Below are 22,008 nucleotides of genomic sequence, written 5' to 3' on the forward strand. Positions count from 1 at the left end.
CCAAATGTTTGAGACCCGCAGCGTGCCCGCCGATCCCGATCCTACTGTATATCCGCTTGATCACCTTGCCCTGCGCGGGTGCCGGACGGCGCCTGCGCTGGTGCTCAAGGATCATACACTTAGCCATGAAGCGTTAAACGCACGTGTAGGACTGCTTGCGGGGTGGCTAAAATCGCAAGTGCCCCAAGCGGGTGCGCGCATCGCCACATGGCTTCCCAAAACCGAGCTGTCCTGCCTTATGCCGCTGGCTGCAGTGCGGGCAGGACTGGTCCATGTGCCGATCAACCCGTTGTTGAAGCGGGCGCAAGTTGCCCACATCATGGGCGACAGTGGTGCAGCGTTGTTGATTGGCAACAAGGGCCGGATAGACACGCTGGAGCATGGCGACGCAGCCTGCGCGGTTTTTGAAGAGCCTGAGGTATGGGCGCAAGCCGAAGCGCTCAACACGAACCTGCCGCCCAGCGATGCCGCACCCGATAGCCTCGCGGCGATTCTCTACACCAGTGGCTCGACCGGACGCCCCAAAGGCGTGATGTTGAGCCAAGCCAACTTGTGGCTTGGCGCAGTCAGCGTCGCGCATTATCTTAAAATACAGCCGCATGATCGTGTGCTGGCCGTGCTGCCTTTGGCGTTCGATTACGGCCAGAATCAATTGCTCTCTACATGGTATGCAGGTGGCGCGGCGGTCCCGCTTGATTACCTGACGGCCCGCGATGTGGTGAAGGCTGTTGCCCGCCATGGTATCACCACCATTGCCGCAGTGCCGCCGTTGTGGCTGCAATTGACCGAACTTGATTGGCCTGTGGAAACCGCAGGTCAGCTCAAGCGCCTGACCAACAGCGGTGGTGCGCTTACCCCCTTGCTGGTCCGCGCGCTTCGCACCAAATTTCCGCAGGCTGATCTTTATCCGATGTACGGCCTGACCGAAGCATTCCGCTCAACCTATCTTGATCCGGCTTTGGTGGATGAACACCCGACCTCTATCGGGAGTGCCATCCCCTTTGCAGAAATCCTCGTGGTGAACGATGCAGGCCAACCTGCCGCGCCTGATGAAGAGGGCGAACTGGTGCATACCGGCCCGCTGGTCGCGCAAGGCTATTGGCAAGATGCCGAGCGTACCGCCGAACGCTTCAGACCTGCGCCATCCTTCGCCATGCTTGGCGGAATGGCGGTGTGGTCGGGTGACCGTGTGCGCCGTGACGCGCAAGGCTTGCTTCATTTCGTCGGGCGGCGCGATGCCATGATAAAGACGAGCGGCAACCGCGTTAGCCCACAAGAAGTCGAAGAAGCAGCCATTGCAACGGGACTTGTTGCCGAGGCTGTCGCGCTTGGCCTGCCCGATCCGCAACTGGGTGCTGCGATCCATCTTGTCGTTCGTGCTTCAACCGATGCAAATGTTGCGCGCGAGGCGTTGATACCGGCGCTCGCGCGCGCGCTGCCCAATTTCATGGTGCCGCGCCATGTACATTGGCGCGAGGCGATGCCGGTCAGCCCCAATGGTAAATTGGACCGGGCGGCATTGGCCGTAGAACTTTCAGCAGGGGACGCCAAGTCATGAAGCCACTTGGTCCAATCCCGGCAGGGTATGATGCTTTGAATGGCGAACTCGTCATTGCCGGGCAAACTGTGACAGCGCTTGTGGCAAAGGCTGGCGGAACCCCTCTATTTGTCTATTCGCGTGAACTGCTTGACCAGCGCGTTGCCACTTTGCGCGCAGCAATGCCAAAGCGGCTTGCGCTGCACTATGCGGTGAAGGCCAATCCGTTTGGACCCGTGCTGGAACACATGGCCGGACTGGTCGATGGCTTTGATATCGCCTCGGGTGGGGAACTGGCCATCGTTCAGGCCGCCGGGATTGATCCTGCGCGGGTAAGCTTTGCAGGGCCTGGCAAGCGGGACGCCGAACTGGAAGCGGCGATTGCTGCAGGGGCAACGCTGAACCTTGAATCCGAGGGGGAAGCTGCCCGCGCTCTCGGCATCGCAAATCGTCTTGGCATCACGCCAAAGCTCGCCATTCGGGTCAATCCCGAATTCGACCTCAAAGGGTCCGGGATGAAGATGGGCGGCGGGGCGAAGCCTTTCGGGATTGATGAGGCCCGCGTTCCCGCACTTGCCCGCCACTTGATTGCCGAGGGTGTCGATTGGCGCGGCTTTCATATCTTTGCCGGAAGTCAGGCGCTTTCGGCCGACGCCATCATCGAAACACAACGGCAGACTTTGGCGCTCGCCGCGCGGCTGGCCGAAGAATCGGGTGCCGTGCTGCCAAAGTGCAATCTGGGCGGAGGCATTGGCATCCCCTATTTTCCCGGGGACGAGCCGGTCGACATTGCCAAGGTTGGCGCTGCTTTGGCAGAGCGTTTTGCCGATCTGCCGCCAGTGCTGCAAGGCACTGCATTCGTGATGGAACTGGGCCGCTATCTTGTCGGCGAAGCGGGCGTTTATCTGGCACAGATTGTTGACCGCAAGGAAAGCCACGGCGAGGTCTATCTGGTGACTGACGGGGGCCTGCATCACCAGCTTGCCGCCAGTGGCAATTTCGGCACGGTGGTGCGTCGCAATTACCCCAGCGCCATCGCCACGCGCTATGGCGCAGCGGTTGAAGAAGAGGCCAGTATCGTCGGTTGCCTGTGCACGCCGCTTGACCGTTTGGCCGATAAGGGCGGCTTTCCGCGCGCCGATGTGGGCGATATTATCGCTATTTTTTGCGCCGGAGCTTATGGTGCCAGCGCCAGTCCAGCCATGTTCCTGGGCCAAGGGCCTGCGCGCGAAATGCTTGTCTGACAAGGCTATGCCGCACTTGCGTTAACACCTGCGCCAACCCAAGTCCCGTTTTGGGACGGCGGCAAATACCTGCCGGTGGCCGCCTTATCTGCAATCAAAGCTAACGCAATATTCACCCTTTTTGGCGATAGCCGAGAGTGAATTGCAGACCTTTGTCCCTGTCATGCATTTGCAGCCGGGTTTCAAAGTTCCGCAAAAGACAAGGATAGGCCATGCCTTTGAATTTGCGCGTTACCCGTATTCTCGCCAGCACGGCCATGTTGAGCCTTGCCTTGTCGGGTTGCGGCGGCGTGGGAGGCGGGCAGCAATTGCCACCAGCCTCATTCGTTGCGCTTCAGGAAGGTCCCGGCGAGGAATATGTGATTGGCCCGCTGGATGAATTGACCATTTTCGTCTGGCGCAATCCGGAACTTGGCGCTTCGGTACAAGTCCGCCCGGACGGGCGCATCACGACGCCGCTGATCACTGATATGCCTGCTGTGGGCAAGACGCCGTCGATGCTGTCCGAGGACATCAAGCTGCAATTGTCGCAGTACATCCAGGAGCCGATCGTTTCGGTCATCGTCAACAAATTCGCAGGCACGTTCAGTCAGCAAGTGCGAATTGTCGGTGCAACGGAAAAGCCGGCGTCGATCCCCTTCCGCGCCAATATGACGCTGCTTGACGCGATGATAGCCGTGGGTGGCCTGTCCGAATTTGCGGCGGGCAACAAGGCGCGCCTGATCCGGTTTGACAAGCAATCGGGCAATCAAAAGGAATACGCGGTGCGCATCGGTGATCTGCTGCGCAAAGGCGATACCAAGGCCAATGTCCTCCTGATGCCGGGCGATGTGATCATCATCCCCGAGAGCACGTTCTGAGCAGCGGGCGGGGGACACGGCAGCGATGACCAATATTTACGAAGAGTTGCGCATTGCGCTTCACGGCATCTGGCTGAGGCGCTGGATTGCGCTGGGCATTGCCTGGGGCGTTTGCATGATGGGCTGGCTGGTCGTGGCCATGGTGCCCAACAGCTATGAATCCAAAGCGCGCATCTTTGTGCAGATTGATGATGTCCTGGCCGACCAGATCGGCATCGGCGGTGATCGCAAGCGGGACATTGAACGTGTGCGTCAAACGCTGACCAGTTCGGTCAACCTTGAAAAAGTCATCCGCGCCACGCGGCTTGGCGACAATGTCACCGATGACAAGCAAATGCAGGCCGCTGTTGCCGGTCTGAACAAGCGCATTGCCGTGGTCAGCCAGCAAGACAATCTTTTCCAGATCACCGGCACCGCTGGTGGCGGGGGACGCAACGACGCTGAAAATGCCAAGCTGGCGCAGGACATCGTGCAGAAGATGATCGACATCTTCCGGGAGGAAAATCTGGCGGGCGGTCGCGGTGAAATGACCGACACTTTGGCGTTCCTTGACCAGCAGTTGTCCGACCGCAAGAAAGCGCTCGAAGCCGCTGAGCTGAAGCGCACGGAATTTGAAGCCCGCAATGCCGATATGATCCCCGGCAGCGGCTCGGCCATTACCAAGATCGAAGCTGCGCGCGGTGAAATGCGCGATGTTGAATCAAACTTGCTTGCCGCTCAAAGCGCGCTGGCCTCGATCAACGGGCAGCTGTCCGGCACGCCACAGACCATCGCCATGCCCGGTGTTGCAGGCGGAGCCAAAGGCGCGCTGCAACAAGCCTTGTCCGAACTTGGATCAATGCGCGCGCGCGGCTTGACCGACAGCCACCCTGACGTGATCTCCGCCAAAGCGCAGATCGCCAGCCTGCAGCGTTCGGCGAGCGCCGAAGGGCCGGGCGGTGGCGCACCCAATCCCGCCTACAGCTCGCTCATCTCGATCAAGGCCGATCGTGAAGCCAGCCTCGTTGCGCTGCAATCGCGCAAGGCATCGCTCATGGCCGAAGTCGCGCGGCTTTCGGCCCAGCAATATGGTGAGCCCGCCATTGCCGCCGAAGCCTCGCGCATCGGGCGCGATTACGATGTGCTCAAAGAACAGTACGACAAGCTGCTGCGTGACCGCGAAGCGCTACGCCTGCGCGGGCAAGTGGAAACGGAACGTGATGCGGTAAAGTTCGAAGTGATTGATCCGCCAACGATGCCAGCAAGCCCCGCTGCGCCTGATCGTCCGATGTTGTTGATGCTCGTGCTTGTCGCAGGTATTGGCGCGGGCTGTGCCGGCGCGTTCGCCTTTGGCCAGCTTAAGTCTGCTTATTCCACCACAGGCCAGCTTGAACGGGCCACCGGCCTGACCGTGATAGGCTCAATCTCTGAAGCCATTACGCGCAATACCCGCATGCAACGCGCGCGCCGTCTGAAATGGTTCGCCGGTGGCTTTGCCGGATTGTTCGTCGTCCTGTTCGTCCTGCTCGGCATCGAGATGCTGAAGCGCGGCATGGTAGCGTAAGGGAGAACGGCCGATGACCGACCATACCAGGATCCCGTTGCCACCGTCTGGCCCCTCGTTGATCGAGCGGGCTTCGGGCAGCTTTGACTTCCGCACTCTTACGCGGCCACCTGTTGCAGACCTACCGCCCGTGGCCCCAGTTATGCCCCGGCCAGTGGCGAGTACTCCGTCCAATGAAGCGCAACCGGCCCCTGCTCAACCTGCTGTCCACCCGGTTGCTGCGCGTGTTGAACCTACTGAAACAAAGCCTTTCCGTGGCGAGTATCACAAGATTGACCGCGCGCATTTGCGCAATCAATGCCTGATTGAACCGGAAAGCGCGGTCACCGGCCTGCTTGAAGAATTCCGCATCGTGAAGCGCCAGTTGCTGCGCACGGCTGCTGAATCGCGAGATGGCCGGGGCGCTCCCAATGGCGAACGTATCCTTGTTTGTTCACCCCATCCGGGTGAAGGCAAGACGTTCTGTGCAGTGAACCTTGCATTGTCGATTGCCGCTGAAAAGGACAACGAAGTCCTTCTGGTCGATGCAGATTTTGCCAAACCGTCGGTCTTGTCAACGCTGGGACTGCCCGGCGGTCCGGGACTGATGGATGCGCTTGCCGATCCTGCGATGGCGGTCGAAGATTGCATCATCGGCACTGATATTGCAGGCCTTTATGTGCTGCCCGCAGGCAATGCCACGGGATCGGACACCGAATACCTTGCATCGTCGCGCACCGGCGAAGTGTTGGCGCGGCTGACGGCCCATGCGCCCAATCGCATCGTCATTTTCGATTCGCCGCCTGCGTTGGCGGCATCGCCCGCTTCCGTGCTCGCCAATCATGTCGGCCAGACCATCATGATCGTTCGCGCGGATATGACGGGCGAGGCCGCGCTGCGCGATGCGGTACAACTGCTTTCTGCCTGTGATGACATCAAGCTTCTGCTGAACGGCACCCGGTTTTCCACCACGGGCCGCCGTTTCGGCACTTATTACGGATACAAGGAATGAACCGTCCGTTGATTTTGGCGCGTCACGCGCTTGTCGCCAGTGCCGCGATTGCCGCCTTGTGCGCGCAACCTCTGCTTGCCCAGTCGATGTCTTATGAGCCGATTGACGGGGAAGGTTCCTCGTCAGGAAGCACGAAGAAGCGAGGCGGGCTGACAACGCGCGGCGCGGGCGGTGGTGCGCGCACGACCATCCAGCCTTACATCGAAGCGAACCAGAACGTCCTGTTCGAACTTTCGCCCGGCGATGACGTGCTGACCTACAGCACCATTGCCGCAGGGGTGGATATGGCCTTGAATGGCCGCCGGACCCAAGGCGCGGTATCTGTTCGCTATGAGCGGCGGATAGCTTACGGCAATAACAATCGCGGCATCAATGGTGACACCATATCGGGTCTGGCAAGGGTGAAACACGATCTGGTGCCACGCAAACTGGCTATTGAGGCAGGCGCCCTTGCGGTGCGTACGCGCTTTGAAGGCAACGGCGCATCATCGCTTAACCCTGTGGCCAATGGCGACGCTTCCAATCAGGTCTATTCGCTTTATGCGGGGCCTGCCGTGTCTACCAACGTGGGTGATGTCGCTTTGTCCGGTTCATACATGCTGGGCTACACCCGCATCGAACAAAGCTCCTCGCCGCAAAATCCGCCAGCAAACAACCTGACGCAGATTTTCGATGATTCGTTTGCCCAATCGGCGCAAGTCTCTGCAGGGATCGCAGCGGGCACGGTGCTACCGATAGGCCTCACGGCCACCGGTTCATTCTTTCAGGAAGACATTTCGAACCTTGATCAGCGCGTGCGCGATATGCGTGCCAGCGTTCAGGCGAACTATCCTGTCAGTTCGACCGTCGCGGTCATTGGTGCAATCGGATACGAAGACGTTTCAGTCTCCTCACGCGATGCCTTGCGTGATGCCAATGGTAATGGGGTGATCGGTTCTGATGGCCGCTATGTCACCGATACCAGCCGTGACCGCCAGATCGCTTATGAAACAGATGGTTTGACCTGGGATGCAGGCGTGATGTGGCGGCCCAGCCGTCGCACTGCGCTGTCTGCCTTCATTGGCCGGCGCTATGACAGCACGACTTATTACGGCAGCTTTTCCTACACGCCCAATGATCGTAGCGCTTTGACGATTGCGGTGTTCGACAACATTTCGGGCTTCGGCGGGCAGGTAAACCGCGCCTTGCGTGATTTGCCAACCGACTTCGAAGTGAACCGCGATCCGTTCAACGGACAGATCAGCGGCTGCGCCAATGGCGCGCAAAGCGGCGGATGCATCAACAATGCGCTGTCGTCAGTCTCGGCGTCGGTGTTCCGTGCACGCGGCGTGAATGCCACTTACTCGCGCAGGATTGGCCGGATGACGGCAGGGATCGGCGGCGGCTACATCCGTCGCAGCTTCATCGCACGCGAAGATTCGGTGCTGGGCGCAGCAAATGGCACATTGGATGAAAGCTTCTATGTCGATGCGGGCATCAATGGCCCGATCGATCGCCGGTCAAGCTTTGCCATTTCGACCTATGCCGCGTGGTTCCAAAACGGCGCGTCTGACCTGCAAGACATCAACACTGTCGGTGCAAATGCCTCCTACTTCCGCAATTTGACAGACCGTTTGGTTGCAACTGCTGCGGTCGGTTTAGTGTCTGTTAACCGTAAAGTGGTTGAAGACGATACATACGCATCTGGCCTTGTCGGCCTGCGCTATTCCTTCTGATGTCCGGAGACGGCCACGATGTATGATGAATTCTATGGCCTGACGGGCCGCCCGTTCCAACTGACACCCGATCCACGCTTTTACTTTGAAAGTGGAACGCATCGCAAGGCGCTGTCCTATCTCGGCTATGGCCTGGCGCAAGGTGAAGGCTTCATCGTTATCACTGGCGAAGTCGGCGCGGGCAAGTCCACGCTGGCGGCGCATCTGATGGCGACAGTGGATCGTCAACGCTTGACCGCAGCGCAGATCGTTACGTCGGCCTTGGATGGCGAAGAGCTTATCCACGTATCGGCGCGCGCTTTCGGGCTTGAAGTGGCAGGCCATGACAAGGCAACCGCTCTCGCCCAGATTGAGGCGTTCCTGCATCACGAAGCCCGTGAAGGTCGCCGCTGCCTGCTGGTAGTGGATGAATCGCAGAACCTTTCGGTCGAAGCGCTTGAAGAACTGCGCATGCTGTCCAACTTCCAACTGGGCGCGCACCCACTTTTGCAAATCCTGCTGCTTGGTCAGCCGGAATTCCGCACGCTTTTGCAGACGTCTGCCGAACTTGAACAATTGCGCCAGCGTGTGATCGCATCGCACCATCTGGATGCAATGGAGCCTTCGGAAGTCGGGCCTTATATTGAACATCGGTTGGCTTGCGTCGGCTGGCAGGGCAACCCTGCGTTCGATGCGCGGGTCTATGCCGATCTTGCCAAGGCCACTGACGGTGTTCCGCGCCGGATCAATCAGATCGTCAATCGCCTGCTTTTGATGGCGGCCATCGAGCAGCGCCAAAACATCGACGCGGGCTTGCTTCAGGCGGTTATGACGGACCTTGCAGGGGATGGCGGTCTGAATGCAAAGTCTGCGGTCACTCCTGTGCCCGCCAGCCAAGCGCCAGTCGTTGAAATGGCATCGGTACAGCAGTTCGCGGCTCAACCGGTTGCTGCCCCTGCTGCATTTGACGAATCAGCATGGCGCGCGGCCCTGGCAGAGCGTGACGAGCAAATCGCCGAACTTCAGCAAGCGATCATCGAACTGGCTGACATGCGCCCTGCCGTAGTTGCTGAACCTGTCGCCGATCCGGCAATCCTTGCGCAGTTGGAAGAAGCCAATCGCCGCATCGCAGCCCTTGAAGCGCGCGATGGCGATGAAGAAGTCATTGCGGCTCTGGTTGATGCCAATCGTCGCATCGTAGCGCTGGAAACACGTACCGCCGAACAAGAGCAGGCGATCCGGCACACGCTGACCATGTTGATCGAATGGATCGAAACCGAAGATTACCAGCGCGCCGCCGCATAAGGCGCCGCATAAGGGGATATTTGCGATGAACGCGCGGTCCGGGCCTGTGCTCAACGGCCTGTCGGTCGATGTCGAAGACTGGTTTCAGGTCGGCGCGTTTGAAACCGTGATCGACCGCTCCGCGTGGGACGGCCTCGCATGCCGGGTTGAGCGTAATTGCGCCCAAATCCTTGCTCTGTTTGACGATGCCAATGTCAAAGGCACCTTCTTTACGCTGGGATGGGTGGCGCAGCGCTATCCGGTGATGATGCGCCAGATTGCGGATGCCGGCCATGAAATCGCCAGCCATGGCTGGGATCATGCCCGCGTGTTCACTCTGGGCCGCCAAGCATTCGCAGCCGATGTCGAGCGCGCCCGCAAGGTTCTGGAAGATACGACCGGCCACAAGGTTACGGGCTATCGCGCGCCCAGCTTTTCCATCGACGCCCGCACGCCTTGGGCGCACGAAGTCCTGGCCGAACAAGGCTATGCCTACTCATCCTCGGTCGCGCCGATTGTGCATGATCATTACGGCTGGCGCGATGCGCCGCGCTTTGCATTCCGGCCTGTCGAAGGTGCAGATTTCATCGAGATTCCCGTGACCACCGCTGAAGTGGCCGGACGGCGCATGGCAGCAGGCGGCGGCGGGTTTTTCCGGCTGTTGCCCTATTCCGTATCGCGTTGGGCAATCCGGCAAGTCAACTTGCGCGATCACCGGCCAGCCGTCTTCTATTTCCACCCTTGGGAAATTGATCCGGACCAGCCGCGCCCCGCCAATGCGCCGTTGAAGTCACGCCTGCGCCATTACACCAATCTTGATGTCATGGCGGCAAAACTGTCACGGCTTGTCCACGAATTCCGCTGGGGCCGGATGGACGAAGTCGCCGTGATGGAAGCTGCGCGTACGCCTGCAAGGCTGGCCGCATGAACGCTCCATTCGTACCCACGCGCGTTGCCGTGCGCCTTGCCGATCCCGGCGATCGCCCTGCCATTGCGCGCTTTTTGGCAAACCATCCCGATACAACCGCGTTCCACCGTTTTGAATGGCTCGATGCTGTAGAGCGCGCAACCGGCCATCGAACCCACATTCTGGTGTCTGAACAAGACACCACAATTCGCGCCGTTCTGCCTTTGCATGAAGCACACAGTCCGCTGTTCGGGCGCGCACTTGTATCCACCGGCTTTGCGGTTGGTGGCGGCGTGGTGGGTGAGGGCGATCCGGCCTTGTTTGCAGCGGCACAGGAACTGGCGGTGCGCCTTCAGTGCCCCAGTCTCGAACTGCGCGGCGGTCCGCTGCCAACAGGCGCAGACTGGCATATCAAGCAAGATAGCCACGCAGGTTTCGTCAATCCGCTTGCTGCCGATGATGACGCGCAATTGCTTGCCGTGCCGCGCAAACAGCGTGCCGAAGTGCGTCGCGGGCTGGGCCACAATATGGAAGTGCGCATTGGCAGCGATGCTGACGCGCGTGCAATGCATTACGGGATCTACGCAGAATCCGTGCGCAACCTTGGCACGCCCGTATATCCCAAGTCATTGTTCGATGCCGTCATGGATGGTTTTGGCGATGATGCAGATATCCTGACGGTGCTGCATGACGGGCGGCCGCTGGCCTCGGTGCTCAGCCTTTATCATCGCGGTGCGGTGATGCCTTATTGGGGCGGCGGCGTATTTGCTGCCCGCACCACGCGCGCCAACGATGTCATGTATTATGCGCTGATGAACCACGCCCGCACCCGCGGTTGTGACCGGTTCGATTTTGGCCGCTCCAAATGCAACACCGGCGCTTATCATTTCAAGCGCAACTGGGGATTTGAGCCGCAGCCGCTGTCATATGCCAACTGGACAGCCGACGGCGCTCCACCGCGCGACGTCAACCCGCTTAGCCCGCGCTACAAAGCCAAAATCGCAGCATGGCAAAAGCTGCCACTGTCCATCGCCAATCGCATCGGGCCGTTCATTGCGCAGGGCCTTGCATGAGCGAGGTTCTGTTCCTTGCCCATCGCATACCCTTTCCCCCGGATCGTGGTGACAAGATCCGGTCCTGCCACGTGTTGCGCCACATTGCCGCGCTCGCCCCGGTCCACGTCGCGTGCTTTGCCGATGATGAAACCGATCTGGCCCATGAAGCAGAGCTTTCTGCCGTTGCGCAAAGCCATTGTCTTGTCCGCAGATCGCGTTCTTTGACGCTGGCGGGGATCGAAGCACTGCTGACCGGCAAGCCCGTGAGCCTCACCGCTTTTGCGGACAAGGCGCTTCACACTTACATCGCCCAACTGCTCGCCGAACGCCCGATCACCGCGATTTACGTGTTTTCTGGCCAAATGGCGCAATACATTCCGGCAGTTTTCACAGGCCGCGTCGTCATGGATTTCGTTGACGTCGATTCGGCAAAGTTCAATGCCTACGCTTCCCAAGCGCGCTTCCCGGCCAGCATGTTGTATTCCCGCGAAGCCCGCTTGCTCAGCCGCTTTGAAAGCCTCACCGCCCGCCGCGCTTCAACCAGTCTGCTGGTTACGCCAGAGGAGACGGACCTGTTCCGGTCGAGGCTTTCGGAAGGGCCTGCGCCAACACTGCAGCCGCTGTGCAATGGCATAGACACGACCTTTTTCGATCCCGCAAACGTGCCCGCTGCGCCAGAAATGGCGGGCGAGGGGCCACAAATCACCTTCACCGGACAGATGGATTACCCGCCAAACGTCGCCGCAGTTGAAATGTTTGCGCGCGAAGTCATGCCAGTCATCCGCAGCACCTTTGCCGAGGCGCGTTTCAACATCGTCGGTCGCGCGCCGGTTCCGTCAGTGCGCGCGCTGGATGGCGTGAACGGCGCAAGGGTGACGGGCGCTGTAATCGATGTACGACCGTGGATTGCCGGGGCCGATCTGGTCGTCGCCCCGCTGACCATTGCGCGCGGCGTGCAGAACAAGGTGCTCGAAGCCATGGCGATGGCCCGCCCTGTTCTGGCCACACCCGAAGCGGCGACCGGCATTCCCGCACGGGATGGCTACGATTTCATTGTTGCAAAAGGTGCTGATGCATTGGGCCGCCAAGCGCTCGGCTTATTGCACGATCCGGTGCGGGCAGCAGCCATCGGCCAATCGGCGCGCACGTTTGTTGTGCGCGAATGTGGTTGGGACCATGTGCTCGCCCCGCTTGCTGCACTGCTTGGACTGAACAGCGCGGAGGCTTCCAGTGCAGCCGCGTGATCTTGCTTTCAAAGCTCCGCTGGCGCGGGCATGGGCATCGCTGCCTGCGCCATGGCAGCGCCCGCTGGTCATGCTGTGCGTCGCGTGGGCAGGCAATATCGCCCTGTTCTTTGCTGATTGGCGGGCGATGGCCCTCCAGTGGTGGGATAGCTCGACTTACAATCACGTCCTGCTCATTCCGTTCATCCTTGGCTGGTTGATTTCACTCCGAGGACGCGAAGTCTTGCGCATCAGCCCCCAAGGCTGGTTGCCCGGTCTGGTCCTGTTTGGCGGCGCTGGGTTTCTCTGGTTGCTTGGCCATTTCGCTGGATTATCCATTGCCACGCAACTTGGCGTTGTGGTGATGGCTCAAGCCAGCGTCCTGACATTGCTTGGTCCCCGCGCGTCGGCAGCCTTGCTGTTTCCGCTGGCCTACATGCTGTTTCTCGTGCCCGTAGGGGATGAATTGGTCCCGACGCTTCAGACCATTACGGCCTCAATCACCATGACTCTGCTCGGTTGGGCTGGCGTACCAGCGCATATCGAAGGCGTGTTCATCACCACACCTGCGGGATATTTCGAGGTTGCCGAGGCTTGCTCAGGCGTCAAATTCCTGATCGCGATGATTGCTTACGGTGCGCTTGTCGCCAACGTCTGCTTCCGGTCATGGTCGCGCCGTGCCGCCTTCATGGCTTTGTGCATCACCATGCCGATTATCGCCAATGGCATTCGCGCATGGGGCACAATCTTTATCGCCGAATTTCACGGCATCGAATTTGCCGCAGGCTTCGATCACATATTCTACGGCTGGATATTCTTTGCCATCGTCATGGCGCTGGTCATGATCATCGCGTGGCGTTTCTTTGACCGCGCGATCGATGACCGCATGATCAATGCCGATGCGATCAACGCCAACACCATCCTTGCGCGCGCTGCCGGGTTCGCGGGTTATCAGGGCAGGGGCCTTGTGATCATGGCCGCACTCGCGCTGATTTTCACAGGGTGGGGGGCATGGGCCAACCGGCTTGAGGCACCTGTGCCACCATTGATCGTCTTGCCACAGGTCAGTGGCTGGCAACAGGTTGACTACGCCCCGCTTGCCCCTTGGCAGCCGTTGCACGGCGGCGCTGATCATGTGGTTCTGGGTCGCTATCAAGACGCATCGGGCCACATCGTAGACGTGTCTTTCGCCCTGTACGCATCCCAAGGTGATGAACGTGAGGCTGGCGGCTTCGGGCAAGGCGCATTGCCGCTTAACGGGCAGTGGTCGTGGGAAAGATCTGCGACGGCGCTTGGCCAGGGACAGGCTGACCGGATTCAAACCGCTGGACCTGTCTATCGCCTTTCAGAAACGTTTTACCGTTCCGGGCCTGTGCTAACCGGCAGCAATACACGGCTGAAAATCCAGAATATTATGGACCGCTTTCTCCTGAAAAAGCGCACCACAGCGGCATTGATCATCTCATCGGAAGATCAGGTGACCGGCCGTCCTCCGGCAGAAGACTCTCTCCGCGCGTTTTTGAAAGCCACAGGCCCCACCGATGTTTGGATGGACCGTCTGGCCTCTGGCCGATAGGGCTCGCAATATGTGCGGAATTGCCGGAATCTTCCATACCGAGGGCCAAAAGCCGGTTGACCCAGACCGGGTTCGCCTGATGTGCAATGCCATCGCGCATCGCGGACCCGACGGCGAAGGCGTCTGGACCGCGCCGGGCATTGGCCTGGGGCACCGGCGTTTGTCCATCATTGACCTCGCCGGATCGCCACAACCGATGGCGTCGGTTGAAGAAGATGCCGTCATCGTGTTCAATGGCGAAATCTACAATTTTATGGATTTACGCGCTGAACTTCAGGCGCTGGGTGCAAAGTTTCGCACCGATGGTGATACCGAAGTCATCCTTCAGGCGTGGCGGCACTGGGGCACTGATTGTCTGAAGCGGCTGCATGGCATGTTCGCCTTTGCGCTGTATGATCTGCGCCAGCGCACGATGCTGCTGGCGCGTGACCGGCTTGGCGTAAAACCGCTGTTCACGGCGCGGCTCGCCGATGGTTCAATCATTTTCGGTTCGGAACTCAAAGCCTTACTCGCTCATCCTGCGTTCCGGCATGAGATCGATCCTTTGGCGATCGAAGACTATCTTGCGTGGGGTTACGTGCCCGATCACCGCTCGATCCTGAAGGGTGTCGAGAAGCTTCCGGCGGGTCACTACCAATTGCTTCGCCACGATGCGTCAGCGCCAGCGCCCGTCCAGTGGTGGGACGTGTCCTTTGCTGATCGCGCCAAAGGCAATTCCGACGATCTTGGTGCGCATTTGCTGCACCATATGCGCGAAGCGGTAACGTCGCGAATGCTCGCAGATGTACCGTTGGGTGCGTTTCTGTCAGGCGGGGTTGATAGCTCTAGCGTCGTTGCGCTTATGGCCGAGGCGAGCACGTCGCCGGTGAAAACATGTTCCATCGGCTTTGATGTCGAGGCGCTCGATGAAACCGCTTATGCTGACAGGATTGCTGAACAATTCCGCACACAGCATTGGAAACGCAAGGTTTCTCCTGATGATTTCTCGTTGGTGGATCGCCTTGCCGGCATGTTTGACGAACCATTCGCCGATGCCTCAGCGCTCCCGACTTTCCGCGTATGCGAACTCGCGCGTCAGCATGTAACGGTGGCGCTTTCGGGTGATGGCGCGGACGAGGCATTTGCAGGCTATCGCCGTCAGACGTTCCAACACCGCGAAGAGCAAGTGCGTGCGCTGCTGCCATCAGCATTGCGCGGCCCTGTGTTTGGTACGCTCGGCAAGCTGTGGCCCAAAGCCGATTGGGCACCGCGCCCGCTGCGCGCCAAAGCAACCTTTCTAAGCCTGGCTACAAGCGGCGATGAAGGCTACGCGCGATCTCTTGCGGTAACTTCGCCGGAATTGCGTGATACGCTCTACACGTCCGATTTTCGGCGCTTGCGGGGGGAATATCGCGCAGAGCAGCCATTCGTTGATTTGATGCGCCACGCGCCAGTACGCAGTGGCCTTGACCGTGCCCAATATGCTGATCTGAAATTCTATTTGCCCGGTGACATCCTGACAAAAGTGGATCGGACAAGCATGGCGGTCAGCCTTGAAGCGCGCGAGCCGCTGCTTGATCATCGCCTGATCGAGTTTGGCGCGCGCCTGCCTGAAAATATGCGCGTTCGCGGCACGACAGGCAAGTGGTTGGTCAAAGACACTATGCGCCGGTACTTGCCCGAAGATGTCCTGTTCCGCCAAAAAATGGGCTTTGTCACGCCAATCGCGCAATGGCTGCGCGGCCCACTGGCCAATGAAGCGCGCGGATTGGCATCAAGTGGCGCTTTGGCCCGCACAGGCTGGTTTGACGCATCACAGATTGATGCAGTCGCCGAGGCCCATATCGCAGGCAGGGCAGACCACGGCCGGTTGATCTGGCAACTGCTCATGTTACGGAAATCATTGGACCGGCTTGGTTGATGCGGCGTTAACATCACGAGGCAGGTAAGAGGATATTCACCATTGCGGGCTACGACGGCGGTGAAACAACCGCTGATGGTCCATGCTGAAGAAACTGCGCTCACCGCTGTACCTCGCGCTGCTCTTGCCAGCATTGCTTGCGCTATACGGCGACGGCCTGGCTCCCCTTGACCATGTTTTTCTGAATGCTCGATCGAAGTTAGGGAAGCACGAAACGCCTCCATCGATTGTTGTGGTTTCCATAGATAGCAGCGCGAGCGGTCCGGATACGTCGACAACGTCAAGCCGCAAGCTGGCAAGTGCGCTCGAAGCTGTTCGGCGTCAAATTCCATATCGTGTATTCATCGATGCGCCGGTGAACTTTGGTCAAGACAAAGTCGGTGACGCCGAACTTGTAGCTGCGGTGAACCGGCTTGCTCCGGACGCAGCCTTCGTCGTGCGTCATGATAATTATGCCATCGAATCTTCGGAAGTCAGACTGAAAGACTTCCGCCTCCCCGATGCTGCATTATCCGGATCCGTCCCCATGGTTTTGTCTTCGTGGGACACCAATTTTTTTGATTACGCCTTGTCTTCGCCATACTCTTTCAAATTCGGTGACAAGACTTACCCGACTTTTGCAGCAGCTCTGACGCAAGTGGATTCAGGTTGGCAATCAAGCTTCAGGCCAGACTATCTGCTCAATCCAGACAGCATTCTGAAAATACGCGCGAGTGCATTAGACGCTGGAAACTTCAAACCAGGCCTGCTCACAGGAAGGACGGTCATTGTCACATTCGAGGGTACTGTTGCGCCGCTCGGCCTTTATGGCAGCGGGCGTCGCCATCCCCTGGATGTTGATATTGCCGGGGCTTCCGCACTCAAACAACCATTATCGCTGTCGCTGAATGGGTTGCCTTTGCTTTTTCTGGTTTGGTACCTGATCTGGAAGGGAAGCCAAAGTAAGAGAAAAAGCTGGAAAACTGTCTGGCACGGTTCGGCTTTGGTCTGCGTGTTTTTGATACCCGCAGTTGCCCAGACAGCGGGCATTCTTGTCAAAACAGGCGCAAGCTTGGTGGCTGTGGCCATTTATGGATTCTCGCGGATGTGGCAATACCGCATCCGGCGTGTGCAATTGACGAGTGCATCGGGCCTGCCCAACCTCCTGGCTTTAAGCGCTACCCCAATGCCGGTCGGGCAGGACCTGATTGTCGCGCTCATCGCCCGATATGAAGAAATTCTCGCCACCCTCCCAAAAGATTTACATGGTGAATGTGCCCGGCAAATCGCCCGAAGGCTCAGCGTCGGGTCGGGTGCATCAACCGTTTACAATGGTGAAGGTGGCCATTTCGCATGGGCGGAGGAAGCGCGCCCGTTAGAAATGCAACTTGATCATCTCGAAGGCTTGCGGGCCTTGTTTTCTGCGCCACTAGAGATCGGTCCATATACATTCGACACGAACGTTCATTTCGGCCTTGACCGTAATGAAGGGTTTGATGCTCTCACCCGCGTAAATTCTGCATTGGCTAGCGCCAACGATGCACTCGCCGGTGGCAGGGCGATAGAGCTTTTTGAAGCGGATCGTTTGGCTGATGCCAGCTGGGAGCTTTCTCTGCATGCCCGCATTGACGAGGGATTGCGCAATGGAGAAATCTGGTTGGCCTTCCAGAGCCAATGGGACAGCCGAACTGGTTCGATTTGCGGCGCTGAAGCTCTTATCCGTTGGAACCATCCTACCCGCGGTCCGATCCCGCCGGATGCATTTATTCTGCAAGCGGAACGTGCGGGCCGGATTGACGCACTGACATACTGGACCATGGAAGAAGCGATTACTGCTGCACTTGCGCTCAATGCAGCAGGACAGCGCTTTCAAATGAGCATCAATTTGTCAGCGCAGATGGTTGACAAGCCGGGATTGGTTTCCAGCATCACAGAGATTATCAAGCGACGCGGTATCGATCCGACTTTATTGACAATCGAGATCACCGAGACCTCCAGCGTACGCAATCGACCAGCCGCAGTTGCAAATCTGTCAAAATTGCGGAGCCTTGGGTTTCGCCTGTCAATCGATGATTTCGGAACAGGCGAGGCGAGTCTTGCTTACCTTGCCGATTTGCCAAGTGACGAGTTGAAACTCGACCGGCGATTCATCTCCCGCATCTTGACCCACGAGCGTGAATTGAAAATCGTGCAAAGCACGATTGATCTCGCGCACGCATTGGGACAGGTGGTCGTCGCTGAAGGCATTGAAGATGAAGCTACATGGCGCAAACTGATCAAATTAGGATGTGACATAGGGCAAGGATACCATCTCGGGCGACCGATGCCGTTCGTGGATTTCCAAAAAATAGCAACTCACGCAGGAACGCTAATACGCGAAAGCGGTTAATGCTTGTTAACCACTTAATTCGGTGTTAACCATCCACGGTCTAACCATGGATGGAGGCGTTTATGATGTCGATTTTGGTACGTGGCATTTGGGACTGGCTCTTCCGTTAATCGGAAGCCTTGGTTTTAGTTGAAATTGCCATTTTGCGTTAAAAACGCTGCATATCATTGAGATATGCAGCGTTTTTCATTTTTAGGTGCTTGAAAGTTTTTCAAGTTTTCCGTGGTTTTCAAACCATTTATCGGAACGGAGTTAGACGGTTCGCCATTTTGGGCTAATCAGCTATCAGTCCTCACCATGGCCCAATGCCAGATAATCCTCGCTCTGCATTTCCATTAAACGGCTGACCGTGCGGTCAAACATGAACCGCCCTTCTTCATCGCCCTTACCGCTCCAATCATAGAGTTCAGCCGGTTCCGCAGCAGCTGTGGCGATCAGCTTTACCTTGTTCTCGTAAAGCGCATCAATCAGCGTGATAAACCGGGCAGTCTCGTTGCGCAGATCCGGGCCGAGGCGCGGGATAGCCACGACGATGACTGTGTGGAAATGTCGGGCGATTGCCAGGTAATCCGCCGCACCGCGGGCTTCACCGCACAACCGCTTGAAGCTGAAAACACCCACACCTTTAAGGCTTTTGGGCACGTGCAGCATGCGCCCGCCACCCACATCAAGTTCCGCGCTGGGAACATGCAGACTGTCTTCGGGGGGGTAATCGGTTAAACGGAAGAATGCCTCGCGCACGGCTTCGGTTGACACCGGCCCGATAGGAATGTGCCATGTTCCGACGCCCTGCATGCGTTGCAGACGGTAATCCGTAGGCCCGTTTAACGTCAGCACATCGAGTCGCGCCTCAACCAGTGCGATGAACGGCATGAAGTGTTCGCGGTTGAGGCCATTTCTATAAAGATCGGATGGCGCCCGATTCGACGTCGTTATGATTGTCACACCGCCTTCGACCATGAGGGCTGTAAATAACCGGCTCATGATCATCGCGTCGGCGCTGTTATTGACGACCATTTCGTCAAAACAAAGCACCCGCGTTTCAGATGCGATTGCCGTGGCAACAGGCAGGATCGGATCGCCGCTTTCCTTTTTGCGTTCTTCACGCAGGCGGTCATGAACGTCGAGCATGAATTCATGAAAGTGTGCGCGGCGTTTTGCGGTGATGTTCAGGTTGTCATGAAACAAATCCATCAGCATCGATTTGCCCCGGCCGACACCACCCCACATGTAAACGCCACGCGGCGGCGGTGCGGCTTTGCGGCCAAGCAGCTTTCCGAAGAAACCTGAGGCCGGTGCTGGCGCTTCCAGTTCTTGTTGAAGCGCATCCAGCTTTGCCGCCGCAGCGGCTTGTTCTGGATCGGGCCTTAATTCCTCGGCTGCGACCAGTTCGTTATAGCGATTGAGAACGCTGTTCATCGCTTGGTTGGCTTGCGAATGGTGCCATTAAACGCGGCGATGGTATTGTCCCCTTGCACAACAAGTCCGCGCAGGAACATGAGGCGGCCTGTTTCGCGCAGTATTTCGACCACGGCATCAAGTGGACTGCCAATTTGGCCAGCGCCGATGAACTGCGTTGATAAATCCAGAGTAACTGATCCCGCCGCGTCACCACCGGTTAGCGTGCGCATGGCTGAAAACAGGGAAATATCGATCAGGGCCAAGGTTACCCCGCCGTGGACAGCATCAAGCAAATTTGAATGGCTACGCTCGGGGAACATGCGCAGCCGCGAGGCTCTGCCGCCATTGGGCAGGTCTTCGACACGGGTAAGCATTTTGCCCATTGCCTGGGGGTTGAAGCGGGTCTGATCGATCAGGTCCCATGTGAACCAGCCGGGGTCATCCACGGCTGGTTCATAACGAAATGCTTGATCTGTCACAGAATTAGACGAGGCGCTCAGCCTGCATCTTCTTGATTTCAGCAATGGCGCGGGCAGGCGAGAGGCCCTTGGGGCACACGTTCGCACAGTTCATGATGGTGTGGCAGCGATAGAGGCGGAATGGATCTTCCAGCTCGTCAAGGCGTTCGCCCGTCATTTCGTCGCGGCTATCAGCCAACCAGCGATAGGCCTGAAGCAGGATGGCAGGGCCGAGGAATTTGTCGGAATTCCACCAGTAGCTTGGGCACGAAGTGCTGCAGCATGCACACAGGATGCATTCGTAAAGGCCATCAAGCTGCTCGCGCTGTTCGGGTGATTGCAGGCGTTCCTTGCCTGATGGCGTGGGCGTTACGGTCTGCAACCAAGGCCGAATCGAAGCATATTGCGCATAGAAGTGGGTAAAGTCAGGGACGAGGTCCTTGATCACTTCCATGTGTGGCAGCGGCGTGATGCGCACTTCGCCCGAAAGGTCTTCGATCGCGGTGGTGCAGGCAAGACCGTTGCGGCCATTCATGTTCATGGCGCACGAACCACAGATGCCTTCGCGGCATGAGCGGCGGAAGGTTAGCGTGGGATCCTGTTCGCTCTTCATCTTGATCAGCGCGTCCAGCACCATTGGGCCGCACTGTTCAAGATCGATTTCAAACGTATCGTAGCGCGGGTTCTGGCCGCTGTCGGGATCGTAACGATACACCTTGAACTTGCGGACCTTTCCTTGCGTGGGCGCCGCGTGATGGCGTGCCTTGCCGGTGATCTTGGAGTTCTTCGGAAGCGAAAAGGTCGCCATCGTCATGTCCTGTGTTGCGCGTGCGAAAAATACGTCTGTGAGTCGTCCTTAGCAATTGCAGCGCGTTGGGCAAGGGGTGGCGGCGTGCACATTGGTCGGGGTTGTGACTGTTCAGGTCAGGATTGGCCAAGCTGAGCAAGTTTACGCAGTTTACAGTGTTTAATGAGGATCGTGCGAAGGGAGATTCGCGCGGCGGCTGCGTTGCGTGAAACGTACGGCTCCCAAGTCTTGCGAGCTTTGTTCCGGTAGGGCACTCTTGGCCAACGACAAAGGGGGCCGGGATGGGATTGAAGAATATTTGGGAGGCGCAAGTTGTGCCGCGCATGATCAAGTGCGGATGTGCGTCGCCGGGGATCATGGAACTGCGGGCGGGCGTCGTGCCACGTGCGCAAGGACGTGTTTTCGAAATCGGCTGTGGTGGCGGACTGAATCAACAGTTTTACGATCCGGCCCGCGTCACCACCTTCGCCGGGATCGATCCCTCGGGAAAGTTGCTGGATTATGCGCGGGAAGCAGCGGCACAAAAAGGTTGGAAGGCTGACATCCGCCAAGGTGTAGGAGAGGACATCCCCTTTACCGATGAAAGCTTTGACACGGTGGTATGCACATACACACTGTGTTCTGTGCAAGATCCGGAAAAAGTTCTGGGTGAATTGCGGCGGATTTTGCGGCGTGGCGGGCAGCTGCTGTTTTTGGAACACGGGTTGAGCCCGGATGCGGGCGTCGCCAAGTGGCAGCGGCGGATTGAGCCGATGTGGAAGCCGCTGATGGGTGGGTGCCACTTGGCGCGCATGGTAACGCGACCGGTTCAAGCAGCGGGATTCCACGTTGAGCATACCGGGCACCAGTACATGCCAAAGATGCCGAAGTGGGCGGCGTGGATGGAATGGGGCACGGCAATCAAACCGGTTTAGGCGTTGGGGTGATCCCCTTTGGCAACGCTTGCCGGATTAACGCAGAGACGCAGAGAAGAAGTTGAGACGCGGAGGCCTAAACTTGAGCCGTCAGGCATTTGAGATATCGGACCATGCACGAATTGGCTTCGTCAAGAACAATAAGCGGCTTTGACGTAAGGCAAACCCCTCCGCGTCTCCACTTCTTCTCTGCGCGAAACCCTTTCAACAGCGGGTGCGGTTGAGCAAGTTATGAACGCCACAAA

17 protein-coding genes are annotated in these 22,008 nt (G+C 58.3%); 14 read left to right on the forward strand and 3 right to left on the reverse strand.

Features of this window, described 5'->3' with window-relative positions; genetic code table 11:
• Positions 1–4 precede the first annotated feature (4 nt).
• The 13 genes from B7Y89_RS00945 (at position 5) to B7Y89_RS01005 (ending at position 18,182) form a co-directional block, all read left to right on the forward strand.
• Positions 5–1,558: an acyl-CoA ligase (AMP-forming), exosortase A system-associated gene (locus B7Y89_RS00945; protein ID WP_292934866.1), complete on the forward strand. Its 1,554-nt coding sequence runs from the start codon at positions 5–7 to the stop codon at positions 1,556–1,558.
• Positions 1,555–2,781, forward strand: coding sequence for a pyridoxal-dependent decarboxylase, exosortase A system-associated (locus tag B7Y89_RS00950; protein WP_292934867.1), 1,227 nt, complete (start codon positions 1,555–1,557; stop codon positions 2,779–2,781). The genes B7Y89_RS00945 and B7Y89_RS00950 overlap by 4 nt, the downstream gene beginning before the upstream one ends.
• Before the next feature lie 212 nt (positions 2,782–2,993).
• The gene (locus tag B7Y89_RS00955) at positions 2,994–3,641 is read left to right on the forward strand and encodes an XrtA/PEP-CTERM system exopolysaccharide export protein (protein WP_292934869.1); all 648 of its coding nucleotides are present in this window, start codon (positions 2,994–2,996) and stop codon (positions 3,639–3,641) included.
• 25 nt (positions 3,642–3,666) lie between these two features.
• On the forward strand, positions 3,667–5,184 hold the full coding sequence (locus B7Y89_RS00960; protein WP_292934870.1) for an XrtA system polysaccharide chain length determinant: 1,518 nt from the start codon (positions 3,667–3,669) through the stop codon (positions 5,182–5,184).
• Between the two features lie 13 nt (positions 5,185–5,197).
• Complete coding sequence (locus tag B7Y89_RS00965) at positions 5,198–6,175, forward strand: AAA family ATPase (protein ID WP_292934871.1); 978 nt, start codon at positions 5,198–5,200, stop codon at positions 6,173–6,175.
• Positions 6,172–7,890, forward strand: a complete 1,719-nt coding sequence (locus B7Y89_RS00970) for a preprotein translocase subunit YajC (protein ID WP_292934872.1) — start codon at positions 6,172–6,174, stop codon at positions 7,888–7,890. The genes B7Y89_RS00965 and B7Y89_RS00970 overlap by 4 nt, the downstream gene beginning before the upstream one ends.
• An 18-nt stretch (positions 7,891–7,908) precedes the next feature.
• Entirely contained in the window at positions 7,909–9,174 is a 1,266-nt protein-coding gene (locus B7Y89_RS00975; protein ID WP_292934873.1) for an XrtA/PEP-CTERM system-associated ATPase, read from the forward strand.
• Between the two features lie 25 nt (positions 9,175–9,199).
• Positions 9,200–10,081 carry an XrtA system polysaccharide deacetylase gene (locus B7Y89_RS00980; RefSeq protein ID WP_292934875.1) on the forward strand — a complete coding sequence of 294 codons (882 nt, stop codon included), beginning with the start codon at positions 9,200–9,202 and terminating at the stop codon, positions 10,079–10,081.
• Complete coding sequence (locus B7Y89_RS00985; protein ID WP_292934877.1) at positions 10,078–11,133, forward strand: FemAB family XrtA/PEP-CTERM system-associated protein; 1,056 nt, start codon at positions 10,078–10,080, stop codon at positions 11,131–11,133. The genes B7Y89_RS00980 and B7Y89_RS00985 overlap by 4 nt, the downstream gene beginning before the upstream one ends.
• The gene (locus B7Y89_RS00990) at positions 11,130–12,359 is read left to right on the forward strand and encodes a TIGR03087 family PEP-CTERM/XrtA system glycosyltransferase (protein WP_292934879.1); all 1,230 of its coding nucleotides are present in this window, start codon (positions 11,130–11,132) and stop codon (positions 12,357–12,359) included. The genes B7Y89_RS00985 and B7Y89_RS00990 overlap by 4 nt, the downstream gene beginning before the upstream one ends.
• Positions 12,346–13,914: an exosortase A gene (gene xrtA, locus B7Y89_RS00995; protein ID WP_292934881.1), complete on the forward strand. Its 1,569-nt coding sequence runs from the start codon at positions 12,346–12,348 to the stop codon at positions 13,912–13,914. The genes B7Y89_RS00990 and xrtA overlap by 14 nt, the downstream gene beginning before the upstream one ends.
• Positions 13,915–13,924: 10 nt before the next feature.
• On the forward strand, positions 13,925–15,814 hold the full coding sequence (locus B7Y89_RS01000; protein ID WP_292935055.1) for an XrtA/PEP-CTERM system amidotransferase: 1,890 nt from the start codon (positions 13,925–13,927) through the stop codon (positions 15,812–15,814).
• Positions 15,815–15,896: 82 nt separating this feature from the next.
• Positions 15,897–18,182 carry an EAL domain-containing protein gene (locus B7Y89_RS01005; protein WP_292934883.1) on the forward strand — a complete coding sequence of 762 codons (2,286 nt, stop codon included), beginning with the start codon at positions 15,897–15,899 and terminating at the stop codon, positions 18,180–18,182.
• Between the two features lie 285 nt (positions 18,183–18,467).
• Here B7Y89_RS01005 and zapE read toward each other — a convergent pair whose 3' ends face one another.
• The 3 genes from zapE to B7Y89_RS01020 are packed head-to-tail and all read right to left on the reverse strand — an operon-like array spanning position 18,468 to position 20,849.
• Positions 18,468–19,601, reverse strand: a complete 1,134-nt coding sequence (zapE, locus tag B7Y89_RS01010; protein ID WP_292934885.1) for a cell division protein ZapE — start codon at positions 19,599–19,601, stop codon at positions 18,468–18,470.
• Complete coding sequence (locus tag B7Y89_RS01015) at positions 19,598–20,062, reverse strand: PaaI family thioesterase (protein WP_292934887.1); 465 nt, start codon at positions 20,060–20,062, stop codon at positions 19,598–19,600. Before B7Y89_RS01015 ends, zapE begins: the two co-directional genes overlap by 4 nt.
• Positions 20,063–20,066: 4 nt before the next feature.
• Entirely contained in the window at positions 20,067–20,849 is a 783-nt protein-coding gene (locus B7Y89_RS01020) for a succinate dehydrogenase iron-sulfur subunit (RefSeq protein ID WP_292934889.1), read from the reverse strand.
• 281 nt (positions 20,850–21,130) lie between these two features.
• Here B7Y89_RS01020 and B7Y89_RS01025 point away from each other — a divergent pair, with 281 nt between their 5' ends.
• The gene (locus tag B7Y89_RS01025; RefSeq protein WP_292934891.1) at positions 21,131–21,763 is read left to right on the forward strand and encodes a class I SAM-dependent methyltransferase; all 633 of its coding nucleotides are present in this window, start codon (positions 21,131–21,133) and stop codon (positions 21,761–21,763) included.
• The last annotated feature ends 245 nt before the right edge of the window (positions 21,764–22,008 follow it).

It is taken from the genome of Novosphingobium sp. 32-60-15 (assembly GCF_002280675.1).
Taxonomy (GTDB): Bacteria; Pseudomonadota; Alphaproteobacteria; order Sphingomonadales; family Sphingomonadaceae; genus Novosphingobium.

Bases quoted from the DNA above. Each gene is read 5' to 3' on its own strand.
- B7Y89_RS01000 (WP_292935055.1), top strand. From the start codon at position 13,925: ATGTGCGGAATTGCCGGAATCTTCCATACCGAGGGCCAAAAGCCGGTT.
- B7Y89_RS01005 (WP_292934883.1), top strand. From the start codon at position 15,897: ATGCTGAAGAAACTGCGCTCACCGCTGTACCTCGCGCTGCTCTTGCCA.
- B7Y89_RS01020 (WP_292934889.1), bottom strand. From the start codon at position 20,849: ATGGCGACCTTTTCGCTTCCGAAGAACTCCAAGATCACCGGCAAGGCA.
- B7Y89_RS00970 (WP_292934872.1), top strand. From the start codon at position 6,172: ATGAACCGTCCGTTGATTTTGGCGCGTCACGCGCTTGTCGCCAGTGCC.
- B7Y89_RS01025 (WP_292934891.1), top strand. From the start codon at position 21,131: ATGGGATTGAAGAATATTTGGGAGGCGCAAGTTGTGCCGCGCATGATC.
- B7Y89_RS00980 (WP_292934875.1), top strand. From the start codon at position 9,200: ATGAACGCGCGGTCCGGGCCTGTGCTCAACGGCCTGTCGGTCGATGTC.
- B7Y89_RS00990 (WP_292934879.1), top strand. From the start codon at position 11,130: ATGAGCGAGGTTCTGTTCCTTGCCCATCGCATACCCTTTCCCCCGGAT.
- B7Y89_RS00965 (WP_292934871.1), top strand. From the start codon at position 5,198: ATGACCGACCATACCAGGATCCCGTTGCCACCGTCTGGCCCCTCGTTG.
- B7Y89_RS00955 (WP_292934869.1), top strand. From the start codon at position 2,994: ATGCCTTTGAATTTGCGCGTTACCCGTATTCTCGCCAGCACGGCCATG.
- zapE (WP_292934885.1), bottom strand. From the start codon at position 19,601: ATGAACAGCGTTCTCAATCGCTATAACGAACTGGTCGCAGCCGAGGAA.
- B7Y89_RS00985 (WP_292934877.1), top strand. From the start codon at position 10,078: ATGAACGCTCCATTCGTACCCACGCGCGTTGCCGTGCGCCTTGCCGAT.
- B7Y89_RS00960 (WP_292934870.1), top strand. From the start codon at position 3,667: ATGACCAATATTTACGAAGAGTTGCGCATTGCGCTTCACGGCATCTGG.
- B7Y89_RS00975 (WP_292934873.1), top strand. From the start codon at position 7,909: ATGTATGATGAATTCTATGGCCTGACGGGCCGCCCGTTCCAACTGACA.
- B7Y89_RS00950 (WP_292934867.1), top strand. From the start codon at position 1,555: ATGAAGCCACTTGGTCCAATCCCGGCAGGGTATGATGCTTTGAATGGC.
- B7Y89_RS00945 (WP_292934866.1), top strand. From the start codon at position 5: ATGTTTGAGACCCGCAGCGTGCCCGCCGATCCCGATCCTACTGTATAT.